Below are 18,205 nucleotides of genomic sequence, written 5' to 3'. Positions count from 1 at the left end.
TCTCTAATCTACCACTTTTGGCACAACGACGCAGCCGGCTTTTGTCTGCGGAGCATTTTGCAGCAACGCATCCCGTTTAAAATGCTGCTGGGCCGTGTCTTCCCGAAGGATCATAGGCTGATTTGGGTCCATCAAAGCGCCGGTATCATCCAACTGAGGAAGATCCTGGATCATTGCAACGATGTTTTCCATTTCTTTTGCAAATTTTTCCTCTTCCTGCTCTGTCACACAAAGGCGGGAAAGCTTTGCAATATGCTTGATATCAATCATGGTTTTCACCCTCCGTTTGATTTATCATCTTGAGAAAGTCTGTTTCTGACAAAATCGGAACACCTAAGTCCTCTGCCTTTTTCAGCTTACTGCCCCCGGCTTCCCCAGCCAGAAGATAGTTTGTCTTTTTAGACACACTGCCAGATACCTTTCCACCATTCTTTTCTATTATATCCTTTGCTTCATTTCTTGTAAAGCCATTTAAGGTGCCGGTGATCACAAATGTCAGATTGCTCAATAAATTTCCGCTGATCTTGGATTCATGAGTCATGTTGACCCCAGCCTCCCGCAGCCGGGCGATCAGTTCCTTTGATCTTTCACGGCTGAAATATTCCGTGATATTTTCTGCCATGACCTGCCCGATCCCGTCGATTTCTGTAATCTCCTCACAACTCGCCTCCATGATCCGGTCAATCGTCGGATAAGCTTCGCACAAAAGCTCCGCCCCTTTTTTCCCTACATTGCGGATCCCCAGCGCAAATATCAAGAGCGACAAATCATTGTTTTTTGAATTTTCGATCGCCTGAAACAGATTGTCTACCGATTTTTCTCCCATTCGTTCCAGATCAATTAAGTCTTCTCGGTTCAAAAAATATAGATCCGCTTCATCGTGAACGAAATCCTTCTCAACCAACATCTTTAAGATCGCAGGCCCTAACCCGTCGATATTCATAGCATCCCTGGAAGCAAAATGGATCAGATTTTTCAGCATGGTCGCAGGACAGAATGGATTCACGCACCGCAGCGCCGCCTCGTCTTCCAGCCTCACCGCTTGTTCTCCACAGGAGGGACAAACATCAGGGATAAAATACGGCATACTATCCGCCTGATGGGAAACAGAGCGTACTACCTCAGGAATGATCTCCCCAGCTTTTCGCACTATGATCTGGTCGCCTAAACGGATGTCCTTTTCTGTAATATAATCCTGATTATGGAGCACGGCCCGGCTTACCGAGGTCCCGGCTAATAAGATCGGTTCAAAAATAGCTGTTGGGGTCAGCACCCCGGTCCGCCCAACGCTGATCTCTATCTCCTGCAGGGTAGTTTCTTTCTCTTCTGGCGGATACTTAAAGGCTACCGCCCACTTGGGGTATTTTGCGGTTGCTCCCAGCAGTTCGCGATCCTGCAAGCTGTTCACCTTTACAACAGCCCCGTCCGTATCAAAGGAAAAGCTTCCACGCGCTTCCCCGATTTTTTCAATATCATCCAGCACATCTTCGATTTTAGAAAAAGTGTGATACCATGGGGAGACCTTAAAGCCCAGTTCCTTTAAAAAGTCTAAACTTTCGCTATGCGTTTCCAGCGTTTTGCCTTCGATCTGCTGGATGTTAAATACAAAAATATCCAGTTTTCGTTTGGCCGCAACCTTAGGGTCTTTTTGCCGCAAAGAACCCGCCGCCGCATTTCTGGGATTTTTAAACGGCACTTCCTCATTTAGTTCCTGCTGTTCTACCAATTCTAAAAACGTTTTCCGGGGCATATATACCTCTCCGCGGACCTCTAAAAATGGGACCGGCTGGGAAAGCTTCAGCGGAATCGAACCGATCGTTTTCAGGTTTTGGGTCACATCTTCTCCCACAAAGCCATCCCCCCGGGTAGAGCCTCGTGTGAAGATCCCATCGGTATATTCTAAAGAAACGGAAAGCCCGTCTATTTTTGCCTCGACCACATATTCCGGAGAAGAAATCGTTTTTTGTACTCTTTCGTCAAACTCGCGGATCTCCTCCAGGCTAAATACATCCTGTAAACTGCCCATCTGCACGGTATGAGTCACTTTTTCAAATAGGTTAAGCGCTTCTCCTCCCACCCTTTGCGTTGGGGAATCCGGGGTAATCAGCTCAGGATATTCATTCTCCAGCCTTTTCAGCTCATTCATCATCATATCATAATCATAATCGCTGACTGCCGGGTTATCATAAACATAATATAAGCGCGCATACTCGTTTAAAGTATCTTTCAATTTTTGCGCCCTATCTTTTATCGCTTGTTCCATGAATTTACTTCTCATCCTTTACTTGAAACTATGATCCTTTTGAACTTATTCTCTCCCGCAAACCTACCGGGATAAAAACGCGTTCTGACAGCTTTTTTGAGAACGTCAAACGACCCTGTTTAACCTCTATTATACCATAAATTCCTCTAAAATGGTATCTTTCCGGGGAAAGAAAAATACCGCAGACATCCAAAAGCCTGCGGCAGGTTAAGACATTACAAAGAATCCAGCTGTTCCATGTAAGTCTGTTTTAATTGTTTTATTTTTTCGTAATCAGCCGGCTCATCTTTGATCCAACCACGTTTAGAAAGCTCTGCATAAACGCTTGCATAAATATCATGTTGGTTCATCAATAAATTTAACATTTGTTGCTGAGCCATATTTCCGCTGCTTTCATTTACTGCATCATTATACAAATTTGTCAGGCAGCGTTCTGTGCATAAAAGGTCGGCTAGCACATCCTGATCTATCTTTCGTTTTTCCTGTCCCATAAAATTTTCTCCTTTACCGGATCATGTCCAGCAGCTTTGTATAATGATCGATATGCTTGGCGGCAATCTCCTCGCATTTGATCTTAAGCTGCGGATCAGAGCATAACTGATAACAAAACTTGTATTTCTTCACCATTGCCTGTTCAAATTTTAACTGGTTTTCGACCCAGAACATTTCCCGTTGTGTCAGCGTAGGCATTTGACCACTTCCTTCCCTTTGCGTAAACAAGATTCTTATCATATTGTTGCCAGTAAAAGGGTAGGTTAAACATGCCTATACAAGATTATCATACCGGAATAGAAAATATCCCTGTGGAACCTCCCGTTCCAGCACAGTTTTCATTTCTTCCTCCAAGATCTCGGATTCCGAAAATTTATAGGCTGCAAGCCCGACGTACAGCTTGACTGGGGAATCCTTCACCAGATTTTCCCATTTTTCCAAGACCTCTAAAAAAGGGGCTTCCGGGTCTTCAAAATCCCAGTAAATCTGCGGCGCAACATAATCAAGGTATCCTTCCTCGGTGCACCACAGGCTTAGATCCGTCAGCTGTGTAGAATCCGATACCGGAGACTCCCGGAAATTCCCAGCCGGGCTGATGCCAAACAATAATTCGGCGTCCTGATTTTTGACGCACTGGTAAATCTTTTTCACCATCTGGGTAACATTTTCCCGGCCTTCTTTATCGCTTTCCCCAAAGGCCTTGGGCTTCACCTTATCATAGAAATAATCGTCGATCTGTATCCCATCCAGATCATAATTTGTAATCAGCTCCTGTATCCCATTGACAATTAGTTCCTGTACCTCATCGTTCCCGGCATTCAAATACCAGTATCCATCAGTCCCCTTTTCCATATACGAATCATTTTGATACCACTCCCGAATCTTATAATCCTTGGAAACTAGTTCCATTTCTTCCTCTTGCATCAAGCGGTACGGGTTGATCCACGCATGAACTGATAGATCTTCTTTTTGGGCCTCCTCTATCAAAATTTTTAAGGGGTCGAATGAACAGCCTTTCTGTGGCGATCCAGTCACATGGACAGACCACGGATAATATTGCGATGGATAATATGCATCTCCGTGGGACCGTACCTGTACGATCAAGGTATTGAGCTCTTGTTCTTTACAGTTCTTGACCATATCCTGAATATTGGCCCGGTATTTTTTTTCCGATCTGCCTTTCAGCATATGGTCAAACTCTAAATAGGAAACCCATACCCCTTTTATCTTTCCCTCCTCTTCCACAGGCAGGGCCGGGATCGAAAGATTCGCAGCAGGAAATTCGGAGACCGGAAATTCCTCTTCTTCGGAAGTTAGGGATGTCTGCTGCCCGGAGGGAGTACAGGCGGTCAACAAAAGCAGCAAACTAATCCCAGATAAAATTCGACAGAAAAAACTTTTTTGTTTCATAAAATGATTTTTCTCCTAAAAAAACTTTTGAGCAGTCGTTTGACTGCTCAAAATAAATCACAATTATTTGTTTTTAGAAATATTAATCGTAATGCTTGCATTGTATTTCGGTGTTTTTACCGTAAAACCGCTTCCATCAGAATGGTTTTCAATTTCAATATCTGCCGAGATCAAATTTCTAAAATTCACATCAATAGAATTTTCATGCAACAGGAACATGATGCTGTCTTCCGGTTCTTTTAGTTCCGAAATCTGTTTATCCAAATCATTCAAGATTTCATTGCTTTCCGCGTTTCCGTCATTTAAAATCTGCTCCTGTAATTTTGCAAGGTCAAATTCCATAGTATGGTCGCTGCCTTCTTCCGTTTTCGGTTCTTCTTCCAGGTTTTCCAACCCGGTTTCTTTCAATAAGTCTTCAAAAGACATTTCTTCTTCCTCCGGCTCTGTTTTTACAGCTAATTTACTTGCCGCGGCAATTCCTAAAGCCGCAACATCTTCTGATGTATGCTCTTCTGGCGCCTGAATATCGTCAAGCTCAAAAGCGGAGGTATCAGCATGTTTTTCCTCCTGCGGGATATCCGGAACCATAAATCCAGCATTTTGTGAAGAAACTGTGTGGCTGCGAATATCTGTATCAGCTAATGGCAGCTTGGAGGATTCGTTTTCAGATTCAGACGCCAAATCCTCTTCTGCGTCATCATAATATTCATATTCCTCGTCTTGATCCTGTATTTTCAGACGGAATACCAAAAACAGCACCAAGAAAATAACAAATAAAGATAATGGAAGCACCTCTAAAACAATCAGGCCGGTAGTAGAATTCACAAACTGAAAAGCATTTCCCATACCGTTTAAAGCCATGGTCGCTTCCCCGTACATATCTGTACTTTGAATCGAAGTTAAATCCTCCGCAGTTTCCGGAGTTGTGTTGCCCGAAATAGTATGGAATATAATTTCACCGGAATCGTCTTCTGCTGTTTCGATCATCTGTACAGTCGCTAAGCTGAAACCAGGATATACCTCGTTACTGGTATCATTTGCCGGGGTACGGTATAAGATCACATCCCCTTCTTGGATATTAACGGGATAGGCTTCCTCAATGATTACGATACTTCCTGCTGAAATACTGTCGAAAGTATTCTCTTTCATCATAGGAACATACTGTTTTCCAAACAGTGTTGGAACAGAATCTGTTTTTGCAGCTTTGGAAACGCTAGAAAACACAGGCAGATAAATCAATGAAGTAATCACAGATATTACCAAAAAAAGGATAAATAAGAATTTAAAAATACGGGTTGCAGTATGCTTGGACGACATATAATTGGAACCTCCTGATCAAATTCTGAAAAGCGAAAGATAAAATATATAGTATATTATCCGTTCTTTTCCCGGAAAAGTCAAGAGAATTCCAGTATTTTAGCCATATTACTCAAAAAATTTATGCAAAAAATGTTCTTTTGCAGTTTTTCTTTTCCCGGATTGTTCATAATCATCTACTAAAATGATATCTTCCCCGATCACCTGCACCTGCTTGCAGGAGATCCGGATGTCTTCCCCCCTGCCCAGCAATCCAAAAAAACGGTACCGCCCGTATGCAATCAAATGGGTGATTTCATAGGTGTCCATATCAAAGGCAACGTCATCAACATATCCTACGCGCAAACCGTCCTTGGTGCAGATGATCTCCTTATTTTTTAAATCAGCAAAACGGGACAACATGACAAAACACCTCACATATCAAAAGATATGCAAGGTGTCGGAGGATTATGCCAGTTACTTTAATTGTACGATGGTAACGCCGGCTTCCCCTTCGCCAAAGGTTCCCAGCCGGAACGATTTGATGCTCTTGTGTTTCTTTAAATGGCTGTGGATCGCACTGCGAAGCGCTCCGGTACCCTTGCCGTGAATGATGGTGATCTGCTCCAGATGATTCATGATAGAACGGTCGATAAAAAAATCCACTTCCATCAAAGCTTCTTCCACGGTCTGGCCGCGCAGATCAATTTCGGTAGAAGCGCTGCGCTGGGCCGCCTTTGCTACACTGCGCATAGTCCGCCCAGTCGGTTTATACGGGTTTTCCTTTTTCAGCAGACGCAAGTTATCTACCTTTACACGAATTTTCATAATCCCCGCCTGCACCATAATATTGCCGGATCTGTCTGCTTCCTCCAGAACGGTTGCCCGTTTATCCAGATCCACGATCAAAACGTCATCTCCCCGCTTTAACGGACGCGGCAGGATATATCCTTCATTTGTACGGGTGCTTACAGGATTTGCCTGATTGTGCAGGCGGTCAAGCTGGCCTTTTAGCTGTGACTTTGCCTGCGCAGCTTTTTTGGAAAAATCGGCCTGATCTTTCTGCCGCCGCAGTTCATCCAGTTCGTCCATCAGATTCTGAGATTGCAGCTTGACCGTTTCCACGATCTTGCGCGCCTGTTCTCTGGCGCTTTCCAAAACCTGTTCTTTCTGTTTTTCCAGCTTTTGTTTTTCTTCTTCCACCAACTGGGTGCGGTTGCGGTATTCATAAACCTTTTGATTGTATTCCTGATATTTTTCCTCAAACTCCTGCCGGGAATTTTCCAACCGGTCAATGACAGTTTCCAACTGCTTATCCTGATGGGAGATCAGCGCTTGTGCCTTTTGCAGCACCTGTTCAGAAAGCCCAAGCCGCCGGGAAATGGCAAATGCGTTGGAACGTCCAGGCACACCAATCAAAAGCCGGTAGGTAGGCCGCAGGGTCTTAACATCAAATTCGCAACAGGCGTTTTCCACGTCTTCTGTTTCAATGGCATATACCTTCAGTTCTGGATAATGGGTTGTAGCAGCCGTAACGCTACCCTTTGCGCGCAGCTCCTCTAATACCGAAATAGCAAGTGCCGCCCCCTCGACCGGATCCGTTCCCGACCCAAGTTCATCCACCAGTGTCAGTGTATGTTCGTCAGCTTCCTTTAAAATCGACACGATATTTGTCATATGCGCGGAAAAGGTAGACAAGCTCTGTTCAATGCTCTGCTCGTCGCCAATATCCACCAAAACTTTCCGGAACACCGATACCACGCTTTCATCGCTGACCGGGATCAGTAAGCCGCACATGGTCATCAGGGTCAAAAGCCCTACTGTTTTCAGGGTAACGGTCTTGCCGCCAGTGTTTGGACCGGTAACCACCAAAGTATGATACTTACTCCCAAGCTCTACATTGACTGGAACGACTTCCTCTTTAGCGATCAACGGATGCCGCGCCTTTTTCAGAACGATTTCCCCGGAATTGACGATCTGTGGCATCATAGCGTTCATCTTTGCCGCCAGATGGGATTTTGCAAAATAAAGGTTCAGCGTGATAACCACATCAAAATTACTGAGGATATTTTCTTTATGCTCTGCGCACATGGCAGACAGCTCATATAGAATCCGCTCGATCTCCGCCTTTTCTTTCAGTTCCAGAACGCGGATCTCATTATTCGCTTCTACCACCGCCATTGGCTCCACAAACAGGGTCGCCCCGCTGGAAGAGGTATCATGTACCAAACCGGGAATTTCCGCCTTGTATTCCGCTTTGACCGGAATTACAAAGCGGCCGTCCCGTATCGTTACCAGGTTTTCCTGCAAGGCTTTTTGATATTTGGAAGACCGGATGATCTTTTCAATATTCTGTTTTGCTTTGGCCTGCGTTGACGTGATCTTGCGGCGGATATCAGCCAGCTCTACGCTGGCAAAGTCGTCGATCCGGTCGTCAGAAACAACTACCGCACGGATCCTGTCTTCCAAAGTCTTATTCGGTTCCAGATAGGAAAAAATATCCGAAAGACGGTTCGGCATATTCTGACATTGCCGGATCCATTCACACAAAAGCCGGGTCTGCCGTAAAATCTCCGCGATATTGATAAACGCAGGCAGGCTCATCATCCCTCCTGCCTCTCCCAGCTTCAGAGAATCAGCGGGATCTTTTAAGTTTGCAAAAGACGGGGTTCCAAATTTGGAGGAAAGCAAAAATGCGTCGTTTGTTTTCTCCACCTCGTCCTGTACGATCCGCAAATTGGTGAACGGACGGATCGCGAGCGCCCGGGAACGGGCATAATCGCAGCAAGTGTACTCTGCCAGCTCCTGCAATATTTTGTCAAGCTCTAAAGCTTTACAATATTTTTCACTAATAATCATAGTATCTCCTCGATTAGTCTTTTGTCTGTCGGTATACATCCAGCGCCTTGAAGCGTTGCTCCGTTTGGATCAATACATAATTTTCTGTAATAAATTCCAGTTGCTTTAAAGAATCGCCCTTTAAATTGAACTGGAACAGCTTAGCATCCTCCGCATAAATGATATGGCGCATCGCATAAAGTACAGGCGGGGTCAGCGTATATTTTAAAAGACCGCTGTTTTTATACTTTTCTATACAATCGGCACAGATCAGCTTTGCCTCGATCGGTAAAAAATACATAGGATCTGTTTCGTATGCCTGACAATCCGCACAGCATACCAGATTGGGCATAAATCCCGAAAAGGACAGCATCTTTAGCTCAAAAATGCATTTCAGCAATTCCATCTCACGCTTATCATCTTCCAGCAGAGCTAACGTATTTAAAAGAAAACGCAAGGAAACCCACGAACTATCCTTCTGTGGAGAAAGATAGTTCGTGAGATCGCAAAAATAAGTTGCCAAAGAAAGCTTTGCCACATCCAAACGAATGTTATAAAAAGAATGGATCACCTCTGCGCTGTTTACCGTGTCATATTTTTTCCCTTGAAAAATACAAAACTCGGAATAGGATAATAGCTGGCAACCTCCAGCCAAGGGGCTTTTCATTCGTTTTACCCCACGGGCCGAAACCTCCATAATGCCATAATCCTTGGTCAATAAAACCAAGATCCGGTCATTTTCCCCGATATTGCGCTGTTTGAGAACCAGCCCCTGTGTTTTGAGTAGCATGAATCGGATTCTCCCCAAGTATGACAGTCTGCCGATAAGACAAATAATCGGCCACACTGCCGCTATGTTCAAACCGTTCCCAAGCGGATTCGGCATTGGATCCCTGAAAATTCTGTAAAGACTCTTCCATAACCTGTATGCCTCCCTGTTCCATTCGATACTACTAGTATGACAGGAGGACAGGCAAATTATAAATGGAAACTCTTACAACCAATTATTCCCGGAAGGATAAACCAAAGTTATTGATCAGCCCATCTTTATTCCGCCAGTCTTCTTTTACTTTTACCCAGCATTGCAGGTTGACCTGAATGCCAAAAAAACTTTGAATGTCTTCCCTTGCCTCGCTGGCGATCTTTTTTAATACGCTGCCGCCTTTTCCGATCAGCATCCCTTTGTGTGTGGAACGTTCACAGTAAATAACAGCGTCAATGTCCAGGATATCTTTATCGTCCCGCTCCTGCATTTTTTCGATCACGATCGCAGTCCCGTGCGGGATCTCCTGGCGCATGTTCAATAAAATTTTTTCCCGGATCCGTTCCGCTACAATGACCCGTTCCGGCTGGTCGGTCAGGCTGTCATCCGGGAAAAAGTGAACGCTTTCTGTTAAATAGCGGTCAACCTCCTGCATCACGAGCTCCATCCCGTCATGGTTTAACACGCTCACCGGAACCACCGCGTCAAAGCTGTGCAGAGCGGTAAACTGGGCGATACGTTCTGCCAAACGTTCTTTTTTATCTAATAGATCAATTTTATTGATTACCAAAATTGCCGGCAATTTTCTTTTTTTTATGGTTTCGATCAAATCGTGCTCCGAACGGTTGATCGGTCCCTGCGGTTCAACTACCAGTAAAACAACGTCAATGTCATTTAAGGTGGTGTTTACCGCTTTCACCATGTTGTCACCCAGTCGGTTCTGCGCCTTATGAAGCCCCGGCGTATCAATAAACACATATTGTTTTGATCCACGAGTCAAAACCCCGGTAATCTTGGTACGGGTCGTTTGGGGCTTGTGGGTCACGATCGCAAGCTTTTCCCCCAACACTTCATTTAACAGGGAGGATTTCCCCACATTTGGTTTTCCAACGATCGCAATAAAGCCGCTGTATGTCTTCATCATAATAATTTCCTTATCCTTTATTTGTCACGGTGTTTCCTGCGAACCGCGCGCCGGCTGTTCCAACGGAAAATAAACAGCCATGCTATTACCAGCTCCGCCACTGCCAAAAGAATGAGCACAGGATGCTCTAACAGATAGCTCCCGCATGCCTGTAGTTTTTCCAGATTCCCGAAAATCAACACCCCGACCACAGCCGAAGTGACCGCTAACACCAAAACAGCGCCTGCCGCAACATCCTTTGCGATGCGGGCAAGCGTGTCATATCCAGAGGTATTTAAATTGACTAAAGCTTCGATTGCGGTATTGATCATCTCGGCTGTAAGCACCAGACCAAATAAAAGGCATAAGATCATATATTCATACGCCTTTACCTGATATAAAACAGCGAATTCGATCACTAAAATTGTCATCGTTAGATGAATCCGCATGTTCCTTTCATTGTCGACCGCAAAACGAAACCCGCGAAAAGCGTAAGAAAAGCTTTTTGCTAAATTGTAAACATCGTCAATATATCGATTACTCATTTTCCAGTACATAGCTGGAACCCCGCGGGATACCCAGCTGAGTTAAAACACTTTCTTCCTTTTCCCGCATTTGGACGGCTCTCAGTCCGCCTTCTTCATGATCATAGCCCAACAGGTGGAACATGGAATGGACCGTTAAAAAGCCGATCTCACGCTGGATGCTGTGGCCATAGAGGTTTGCCTGCTCAAACGCCTTTTCTACCGAGATCACAATATCCCCGATCATATAAATATCGTCTTTATGTTCCCCGTGAAATTCCTCCGCTTCAAACTGCGGAAAAGACAATACGTCTGTTTCACGGTCGATATTGCGGTATTTAGCGTTCAGCGCCCGGATCTCCTCATTGTTCACAAAGGTGACACTGACCTCCGCTTCCCGGTCGATCCCTTCTTCCAGCAGTGCGGCGTTACAGCAACGGCGGATCAATAATCTGATCCCAGTTGGAATTTTCACATCTTTTTGCTCGTTTTTAATCAGTACCTTTACCTTTCCCATCTCTTTTGCGTCTACCTTTCCTATCCATCAATTATCATTATTTATTATAATATTTTTCATAAGCCCGGATAATGTCCTGTACGATCTTGCTTCGGACAACATCCTTCTCATTAAACCGCAGGATCGCAATGTCATCGACATGCTTTAATATTTTCAGCACCTCGATCAGCCCCGAACGTTTATTTCCCGGTAAATCGATCTGCGTAATATCCCCTGTTATAACAGCTTTGGAATTAAACCCAAGACGAGTCAAAAACATTTTCATCTGTTCTACAGTGGTATTCTGCGCTTCATCCAGAATGATAAAGGAGTCGTTTAAGCTGCGTCCGCGCATATAAGCAAGCGGAGCCACCTCAATGGTCCCTTTTTCCAACTGCCGGTTAAAGCTTTCTTCCCCCAGCATTTCAAACAAGGCGTCATACAGTGGACGCAGATACGGGTCTACCTTCGTTTGAAGATCTCCCGGCAAAAAGCCAAGGCTTTCCCCTGCTTCTACCGCAGGACGGGTCAAAATGATCCGGTTTACCTCCTGTGCTTTAAACGCGCGTACTGCCATGGCTACGGCAAGATAAGTTTTCCCGGTACCGGCAGGGCCTACGCCAAAAACGACCGTATTATCCCGGATCGCTTCCACATACCTTTTTTGACCGACTGTTTTGGGCTTTACCGGCTTGCCGGAGGTGGTCAGGCAAATACAGTCGCTGGAAGTCAATGCCTGGATCGGCGCCAGCGAATGCTCCTCTTCCGCCACATTCATCACATACCGGATATTCTGCTCATTGATTGTTTCACCCTTTTCCAGCATCATCAGCAATCCATCGATCACAGTAGAAACTTTTTCCAGATCAGCCTCTTCCCCGCTTAATTTTAAATCACTTCCACGGTTGACGATATTTACATGATAATATTTCTGTAATGTTTTTAAATTCTCATCAAAGTCACCGAACAGGCTGTAAATGTGTTCTGTATTTTCAATGTGGATTACCTTCTCAGCCAAAAATAATTCGCTCCTTTTTTATCGTTTCTTTCCCCTGAAAAACATTCGGCAACGACCTGCAAATTACCGTTATTATTATAACATATTTTGTAACAGTATGGAATCACACATATTATACAAAAATATGTCAGTTTTTCGGCGTTTCGTTAATAGATAGTTGCATTTTTGCCGCAATATCTTCTTCACATAAGTATTCCCTGGTAATAGACAATTTTCCATCCTTTTCAGAAATTTTTTCCTCAAAAGAAAGAATGGCGATTTCTTTCATCTGTTCCTGCTCATAGACCTGAAATGCCTTTTGTATCAGCGCCTCTCCCTCCGCCTTTGTATATTCTATTTGTTTGGTTTGGTAAAACTGATGCTGTTCTTTCACCAGGCTGACCGGGTAGGTATTTCCCAAAACAGAAACCGGGGTCTCCTCTGTTTTTACCTGAGAAGGAAACGGAAGCGAGAAGTCAACATACAGCGGTATCGTAACGCCAAGAATCTCAATGGCATAACGGGTGTCCCCTTGATCGAGGAATATCTTTTCCTCCTGATGCAGATCAAATGTGATCGTATGCTTTCGGTGCGTCTGCGCCATGACTTTGGCATCCGCATGGATCTGCCGGACGATCCCAACGTCATTTTCTGTAATCCCGCTGACCAATAGATCCCCTTTGGAAACAGCTTCTTTTTCTTCCACCATCCCCTTGCCTCCGTAAACCTCTATATGGACCACCTGCCCGTCCCTTTTCGCTATGATGTTGCAGGGAGAAGATTCCTTGATCTCCGGCGGGATCACCTTTTCTGATACCTCTACCTCTAAAACAGTACCCTTGCGGTTTAGCGCCATCCACGAAATATCCTCTATTTCCATTAGGATCTGCTGCTGTAATAACCTGCAATCCAAACCCGGAAGATAAGCCCCAACATGGATACCGTAATCCTCCATGACCTCCGTCAGGAACGCCCGATCCTTTTCCCCATAATCATGGATCTCGATCGACCAGAGAAAATTTTGGGAAAGCAGCAGCAAAAAGCAGCACAGACCTGCTCCAACCAAAATCCCTTTCCGCCTTTTCAAGCGGACCCAATAAAAGGGTGCGCCATATTTTTTGACAACGCGTACCTTTGTTCCATTTTTTCTGGCGATTCCCGCAAAGCCGCGGTACTCCCCGGAGGAGATGCAGCCGCAGAATACATTCCCCTTTGGGATAAGCCGCCAAATTTTAAACCCCTGACTGACGGTTTGATTCAAAGTTTCTTCGATGCCTGTTCCCGACATCTGAAAATCCACAAAGCCTTTCAGGCGGCGAATCAATGAAAGATACAAATTTATCCCTCCTACCCGAAATATTCTATCTTGTCGATCGTACCGGCAATGATCATGCTTTTTGCCTGAAAAGATTGCAGCGATAGCCCGGACCCATAAAAGCAGATTTCCTGTTTCTTGGCCTGTAGGCGAATCATATTTTCATCATATATCAAAATTCTTTCACAACCCTCCACGATCGCCTGGCGGTTCCTTTGTAGAATGATCCGCGGTGTGTAGATCGCCAGATTATTTTCTCGGGGCAACTGGATCTTTGGCAGTTTTTCTTTCACATCCTCCAGCCTCCATTCAGGTATATAATTTTTTCCTAATCAGTGTATTTATATTATAAATCGAAAGCGCATATACATAACTTAAACTGATCTTCTGAAAGGGGCTTTATTATGAAGCGTATCCTGCCAAGCCTGTTATTTGGAGTTACCGCCTGTTGTTTGATCGCCTGTATCCTCCTTTCTGCCGATCTGACGCAGGGGATCTCTCAAGGGATTCACCTGTGTTTGAACTCCCTGATCCCCTCTCTTTACTTTTTTATGATATTGTCCAATCTGATCATGAACAGCCGCCTGTGCCAAGTGCTGGCAAGGCCTTTCCGCTTTTTGTCACGGAAGGTGCTCCATCTGGACGATTCCCTGTTTACCATTTTTCTACTCAGTATGCTGGGCGGGTATCCCATTGGCGCCAAGCTGGTCGCAGATCAAATAAAGCAAGGAAACATCACTCCTCAGACCGGTCGATATTTACTTAATTTCTGCGTCAACTGCAGCCCTGCTTTTTTAATGTCCTATCTTTCCGTGCGGCTTTGGGGAAACATTGGTCCCGGTTTTCTGATTTATCTGTCCCAGATATTGTCAGCGCTGCTGATCGCTGTATTTACCGGCCTGCGACACCCTTGCAAAATAGAAAAATCGGTATCTCTTTCCGCGCCGAAGCTTTCCTCCTCCGCGGTCTTTGTTTCTTCGGTGAATCAAGCGACCCATACCATGGGGATCATTTGCAGCTTCGTGGTGGTATTCTGTGCCGCGTTTCCAATATTAGACCGCCTGTTATCCAGCTATGGAACGCTTTCTATTTGGTTGAAGGGACTGTTGGAGGTCACTGCGGGTTGTCAAAACTTGAGTGAACTTTCCGCCTATTCCAGTATCCTTGCAGCTTCCCTTTTTACCTCTTTCGGCGGGGTATGCGTTTTTCTGCAAATCACAGCCCTGATTTCCGGCACTGGAATTTCTATCATTAAATGGCTGCTGTGGCGTATCCCATATACGTTCCTTAGCGTTGGGATTACCTATCTTGGAATACTTCTGTTTCCGCAGAGCCTTTCCTGCTTCGGAACTTCCCAGGGAGCGTTTGAAGCAAAATGGTTTACCGTATCCCCAGCCGCCTCCGTTTCAATGATCGTAACGGCTGGTGTTCTGCTTTTTCTATCGGTTCCCAAATCTGTCAAAAAACATGGCTTGTAATTTTTCTGTACTTTGATTATAATAAGAGAAATAAAAAAGAAGGATTTTGCACTATGAAATTGTTTGGAAATAAAATAGACCCTTGCTGCTGCTACTGCGAGTTCAGCGTCCCTTCCCATGATGACCAGATGGTATTCTGTCAAAAACGAGGGATCGTAGCGCCGTACTTCTCCTGCCGGCATTATCAGTATGCGCCGCTAAAGCGGGTCCCACGGCGAAACCAGGCGCTCCCCAATTATGATCCAGAGGATTTTTCCTTGTAGGAATAATCTGCCCTTCTGTTGAATAAGGATAGTTCTATAAACAGGAGGTTGATGAACATGATGAATCGAAAAAATGGTCCTATGCCGCGCCGCGCAGAACCGGAACGCCAAGTAATCGCAGTAACTGACCCCAGCCCCTACCCACCGGTAGAGGTCGACCAAAAAAACACGCATCTTTTGGTTCCGCTCTCCTTGGATCTTGCTTCCGCCAGCGGGGAACTAACTGCGATTTACCAATACATATATCAAAGCATCCTATTGCAGGAAAGCTATCCTGTCATCGCGGATACATTAAGGCGGATCGCCATTGTTGAGATGCATCACATGAATATCCTTGGACAGATCATGGTGAAGCTTGGCGGCTCCCCGCGGGCGATCTCCCAGTTCGGCGGCCGCGCTACTCCTTGGAATGGCACTATGCCTTCCTACACCAAAGAGATAAAGCAGATGCTTCAGGTCGATTTAAAATCAGAACAGGATACCTATCACCGGTATTTATTGCAGGCGCACCGTATTTCTGACCCTAATATTTCATCTATTTTGCGCAGGATTGCCTTGGATGAAGAGATCCACATTAAAATATTTGAACGCTTTTTAACTGAACTGTAGGAAAAAAGCAAGAGGTTCCCATCAATTTGGGTTCTTCTTGCTTTTTATTTTTTTTGAGGATATAATAAAAAGACAAGGAGGGATACAGATGACTTTTGAAACGATCTGGGACAAGTATGGCTCAACAGCCCTAGAGCTTTTGCTGGTTCTGGTCATTGGGTTGACTTTGATCAAGCTGGTGATGAACCTGCTGCGCAAAGGGCTGCAAAAAAGTAAGATCGATGTTACTGCCCATAAATTTATCCTAACGATCTGCAAATTTCTGCTGTTATTCTTATTGGCACTGGCCATATTGGAAACGCTGAATATCAAGGCCTCCAGCGTATTAGCTGCCTTCGGTGTGGTCGGTCTGGCAGTCAGCCTTGCAGTACAGGATACCTTATCAAACGTGGCAAGCGGTTTTTTACTGCTGATGACCCGGCCGTTTGAAGTTGGGGATTATGTGCAGGTCAACAATGTTGAGGGAACGGTCATTCATATCAGTATTGTCAACACCAAGCTGGATACGATCGACAACAAGGCTGTCTATATCCCCAACCGGCAGATCACAGACAGCGTTATCACAAACTTTACCCGCGAGGAACAGCGTCGTTTAGATTTAAAATTTTCTATTGCTTATCATAATGATTTTCGGAAAGCTAAAGAAATATTACTGGACATCGTGACCCATCATCCCATGGCCCTGCAGGAGCCGGAACCAGTGGTCCGCCTATGCGAGCACGGTGACAGCGCCTTAAAAATTTTAGTGCGTGTCTGGGTGAAAAGCGAGGATTACTGGGACTTAAATTTTGATCTGTTAGAGGAGGTAAAGCTCCGGTTTGATGAAGCGGGGATCGAAATCCCATACCAGCATATGGATGTGATCGTCCATCATACCAAAAAACCAGATGCTTAAAAGCATCTGGTTTTTTACTGCCGGAAAAGGACCCGGATCTTCTTATCTAAAAACTATTTGGAGGACAGCATATCCGCTACATACAGCCCGTTTGCCGCAGCCTGTGAAAGCGAGCGGGTAAAACCTGCGCCGTCTCCGATGGCATAAATCTTATCAAACTGCTTGAGTTGGAACTGGTCACATTCCGGGCGCGCCGAATAATATTTGCATTCGATCCCGTAAAGCAGGGTATCATAGTTAGCGGTACCCGGTGCGATCTTATCCAAAGCGTGCAGGGTTTCAATAATGTTGTCCAACTGGCGTTTCGGCAGGCACAGGCTCAAATCCCCGGCCACAGCGTTCAGGGTCGGCCGTGTGGTAGACTGCTTCATCCGTTTTTCATCGGTCCGTCGCCCTGCTTCTAAATCTCCCAGCCGCTGGACCAAAACACTTCCCCCGCTGATCAAATTAGCAAGGCTCGCGACATGACGCGCGTACTCGATCGGTTCTTTAAACGGTTCTGTGAAACGGATGGTAGACAACAGCGCAAAGTTGGAATTTTCCGTTTTGCGGGACTGGTCTCGGTAAGAATGGCCGTTGACTGTCAACACTCCATCTGTATTTTCAGTGACCACACTTCCCCGTTCGTTAAAACAGAACATCCGTGTCGTGTCGCCATATTGTTTGGACCGGTACCAGATCTTTGGCTCGTAGATCTTTTTGGAAAAGTCCTCCCAAATATAGGACGGAAGTTCCACACGTACACCGACGTCTACCTGATTGTTTTTTAATGGGATCTCATGGTCACGGCACCACTTGGAGAAAAACCTGCTCCCAGCCCTGCCTACTGCAAAAACGATCTGCTCCGCAGTAATCGTGTGTTCTTCCCCTTTTTTACGGATCAAAATTTCATGCTGGTACGGCTCCACATCAAGCACTTCGGTATCTGTCAAAATGTCGATCTGGTCTTCCATAGATTCGATCAGCTTTCTCATGGTATCAAAGTTCGCGTCGGTCCCAAGATGCTTTAACTGTGCCTGGCTCATGTGCAAGTCATTTTGAAGGCATAGCTTTTTCAGCTCATTGTTCGGCATAAAACGTTCTGTAGTCGCTCCAAAGGAAACCAGTATCTGATCCGCCTGTTCAATATAGTCGATCACAGTTTCCGGCGGTAAAAATTCTGTCAGCCAGCCGCCGTATTCCGTAGAGATCACATACTTTCCATCCGAAAAAGCCCCGGCTCCAGCCATCCCTTCCATGATGGCGCAGGAAGGACATTTAACACATTTTTCAGTCTTTTTTGTCACGATCGGGCAGATACGTTTTGTGATAGAATGTCCCTTTTCCAAAATACATATTTTTAAAGCGGGGGCCTTTTGGTGCAGGCGGTATGCGGTCATGATACCGCCGATCCCCCCGCCGATAACAGCAACATCCCAATGCTTATGGTTCACAAAAAACAAC

General features: G+C 45.2%; 20 protein-coding genes. 4 read left to right on the top strand and 16 right to left on the bottom strand.

Annotation, left to right across the window (positions count from 1 at the left end; genetic code table 11):
* Positions 1 to 3: 3 nt before the first annotated feature.
* The 15 genes from gatC to CIB36_RS05740 form a co-directional block, all read right to left on the bottom strand.
* Complete coding sequence (gene gatC / locus CIB36_RS05810; RefSeq protein WP_093988588.1) at positions 4 to 270, bottom strand: Asp-tRNA(Asn)/Glu-tRNA(Gln) amidotransferase subunit GatC; 267 nt, start codon at positions 268 to 270, stop codon at positions 4 to 6.
* Positions 263 to 2,263, bottom strand: coding sequence for an NAD-dependent DNA ligase LigA (ligA, locus tag CIB36_RS05805; RefSeq protein ID WP_093988587.1), 2,001 nt, complete (start codon positions 2,261 to 2,263; stop codon positions 263 to 265). Before ligA ends, gatC begins: the two co-directional genes overlap by 8 nt.
* Before the next feature lie 215 nt (positions 2,264 to 2,478).
* On the bottom strand, positions 2,479 to 2,754 hold the full coding sequence (locus CIB36_RS05800; protein ID WP_093988586.1) for a spore coat protein: 276 nt from the start codon (positions 2,752 to 2,754) through the stop codon (positions 2,479 to 2,481).
* 13 nt (positions 2,755 to 2,767) lie between these two features.
* Positions 2,768 to 2,953 (bottom strand): spore coat protein, encoded by a 186-nt coding sequence (locus CIB36_RS05795; protein ID WP_093988585.1) that lies wholly within the window; start codon positions 2,951 to 2,953, stop codon positions 2,768 to 2,770.
* A gap of 75 nt (positions 2,954 to 3,028) precedes the next feature.
* Positions 3,029 to 4,165 carry a glycoside hydrolase family 10 protein gene (locus tag CIB36_RS05790; RefSeq protein ID WP_093988584.1) on the bottom strand — a complete coding sequence of 379 codons (1,137 nt, stop codon included), beginning with the start codon at positions 4,163 to 4,165 and terminating at the stop codon, positions 3,029 to 3,031.
* A gap of 63 nt (positions 4,166 to 4,228) precedes the next feature.
* Positions 4,229 to 5,482: a S24/S26 family peptidase gene (locus CIB36_RS05785; RefSeq protein ID WP_093988583.1), complete on the bottom strand. Its 1,254-nt coding sequence runs from the start codon at positions 5,480 to 5,482 to the stop codon at positions 4,229 to 4,231.
* Positions 5,483 to 5,590: 108 nt separating this feature from the next.
* On the bottom strand, positions 5,591 to 5,884 hold the full coding sequence (locus tag CIB36_RS05780; protein WP_093988582.1) for a YlmC/YmxH family sporulation protein: 294 nt from the start codon (positions 5,882 to 5,884) through the stop codon (positions 5,591 to 5,593).
* Between the two features lie 54 nt (positions 5,885 to 5,938).
* Positions 5,939 to 8,320 (bottom strand): endonuclease MutS2, encoded by a 2,382-nt coding sequence (locus CIB36_RS05775; RefSeq protein ID WP_093988581.1) that lies wholly within the window; start codon positions 8,318 to 8,320, stop codon positions 5,939 to 5,941.
* A gap of 13 nt (positions 8,321 to 8,333) precedes the next feature.
* Complete coding sequence (gene recO, locus CIB36_RS05770; protein ID WP_158662591.1) at positions 8,334 to 9,089, bottom strand: DNA repair protein RecO; 756 nt, start codon at positions 9,087 to 9,089, stop codon at positions 8,334 to 8,336.
* 214 nt (positions 9,090 to 9,303) lie between these two features.
* Entirely contained in the window at positions 9,304 to 10,203 is a 900-nt protein-coding gene (era, locus tag CIB36_RS05765; RefSeq protein WP_229408201.1) for a GTPase Era, read from the bottom strand.
* Positions 10,204 to 10,223: 20 nt separating this feature from the next.
* Complete coding sequence (locus tag CIB36_RS05760; RefSeq protein ID WP_093988578.1) at positions 10,224 to 10,742, bottom strand: diacylglycerol kinase family protein; 519 nt, start codon at positions 10,740 to 10,742, stop codon at positions 10,224 to 10,226.
* On the bottom strand, positions 10,723 to 11,226 hold the full coding sequence (gene ybeY / locus CIB36_RS05755; RefSeq protein WP_093988577.1) for an rRNA maturation RNase YbeY: 504 nt from the start codon (positions 11,224 to 11,226) through the stop codon (positions 10,723 to 10,725). The genes CIB36_RS05760 and ybeY overlap by 20 nt, the downstream gene beginning before the upstream one ends.
* Before the next feature lie 37 nt (positions 11,227 to 11,263).
* Entirely contained in the window at positions 11,264 to 12,223 is a 960-nt protein-coding gene (locus CIB36_RS05750; RefSeq protein ID WP_093988576.1) for a PhoH family protein, read from the bottom strand.
* A gap of 127 nt (positions 12,224 to 12,350) precedes the next feature.
* Positions 12,351 to 13,538: a sporulation protein YqfD gene (locus CIB36_RS05745; RefSeq protein ID WP_093988575.1), complete on the bottom strand. Its 1,188-nt coding sequence runs from the start codon at positions 13,536 to 13,538 to the stop codon at positions 12,351 to 12,353.
* Positions 13,539 to 13,549: 11 nt separating this feature from the next.
* Positions 13,550 to 13,810 carry a YabP/YqfC family sporulation protein gene (locus CIB36_RS05740; protein ID WP_158662590.1) on the bottom strand — a complete coding sequence of 87 codons (261 nt, stop codon included), beginning with the start codon at positions 13,808 to 13,810 and terminating at the stop codon, positions 13,550 to 13,552.
* Between the two features lie 111 nt (positions 13,811 to 13,921).
* Here CIB36_RS05740 and CIB36_RS05735 point away from each other — a divergent pair, with 111 nt between their 5' ends.
* From CIB36_RS05735 to CIB36_RS05720, 4 genes are all read left to right on the top strand, one after another.
* Positions 13,922 to 14,995, top strand: a complete 1,074-nt coding sequence (locus tag CIB36_RS05735) for a hypothetical protein (RefSeq protein WP_093988573.1) — start codon at positions 13,922 to 13,924, stop codon at positions 14,993 to 14,995.
* 53 nt (positions 14,996 to 15,048) lie between these two features.
* Complete coding sequence (locus CIB36_RS05730; RefSeq protein ID WP_093988572.1) at positions 15,049 to 15,258, top strand: hypothetical protein; 210 nt, start codon at positions 15,049 to 15,051, stop codon at positions 15,256 to 15,258.
* 57 nt (positions 15,259 to 15,315) lie between these two features.
* Complete coding sequence (locus CIB36_RS05725; protein ID WP_158662589.1) at positions 15,316 to 15,867, top strand: ferritin-like domain-containing protein; 552 nt, start codon at positions 15,316 to 15,318, stop codon at positions 15,865 to 15,867.
* Positions 15,868 to 15,955: 88 nt separating this feature from the next.
* The gene (locus CIB36_RS05720) at positions 15,956 to 16,762 is read left to right on the top strand and encodes a mechanosensitive ion channel family protein (protein ID WP_093988570.1); all 807 of its coding nucleotides are present in this window, start codon (positions 15,956 to 15,958) and stop codon (positions 16,760 to 16,762) included.
* A gap of 53 nt (positions 16,763 to 16,815) precedes the next feature.
* Here CIB36_RS05720 and CIB36_RS05715 read toward each other — a convergent pair whose 3' ends face one another.
* Positions 16,816 to 18,141 carry an NAD(P)/FAD-dependent oxidoreductase gene (locus CIB36_RS05715; protein WP_207726098.1) on the bottom strand — a complete coding sequence of 442 codons (1,326 nt, stop codon included), beginning with the start codon at positions 18,139 to 18,141 and terminating at the stop codon, positions 16,816 to 16,818.
* Positions 18,142 to 18,205: the final 64 nt, after the last annotated feature.

It is taken from the genome of Massiliimalia timonensis (assembly GCF_900186585.1).
In the GTDB taxonomy this organism is placed as follows: Bacteria; Bacillota; Clostridia; order Oscillospirales; family Ruminococcaceae; genus Massiliimalia; species Massiliimalia timonensis.
This window is presented reverse-complemented; position numbering and strand designations above follow the sequence as displayed.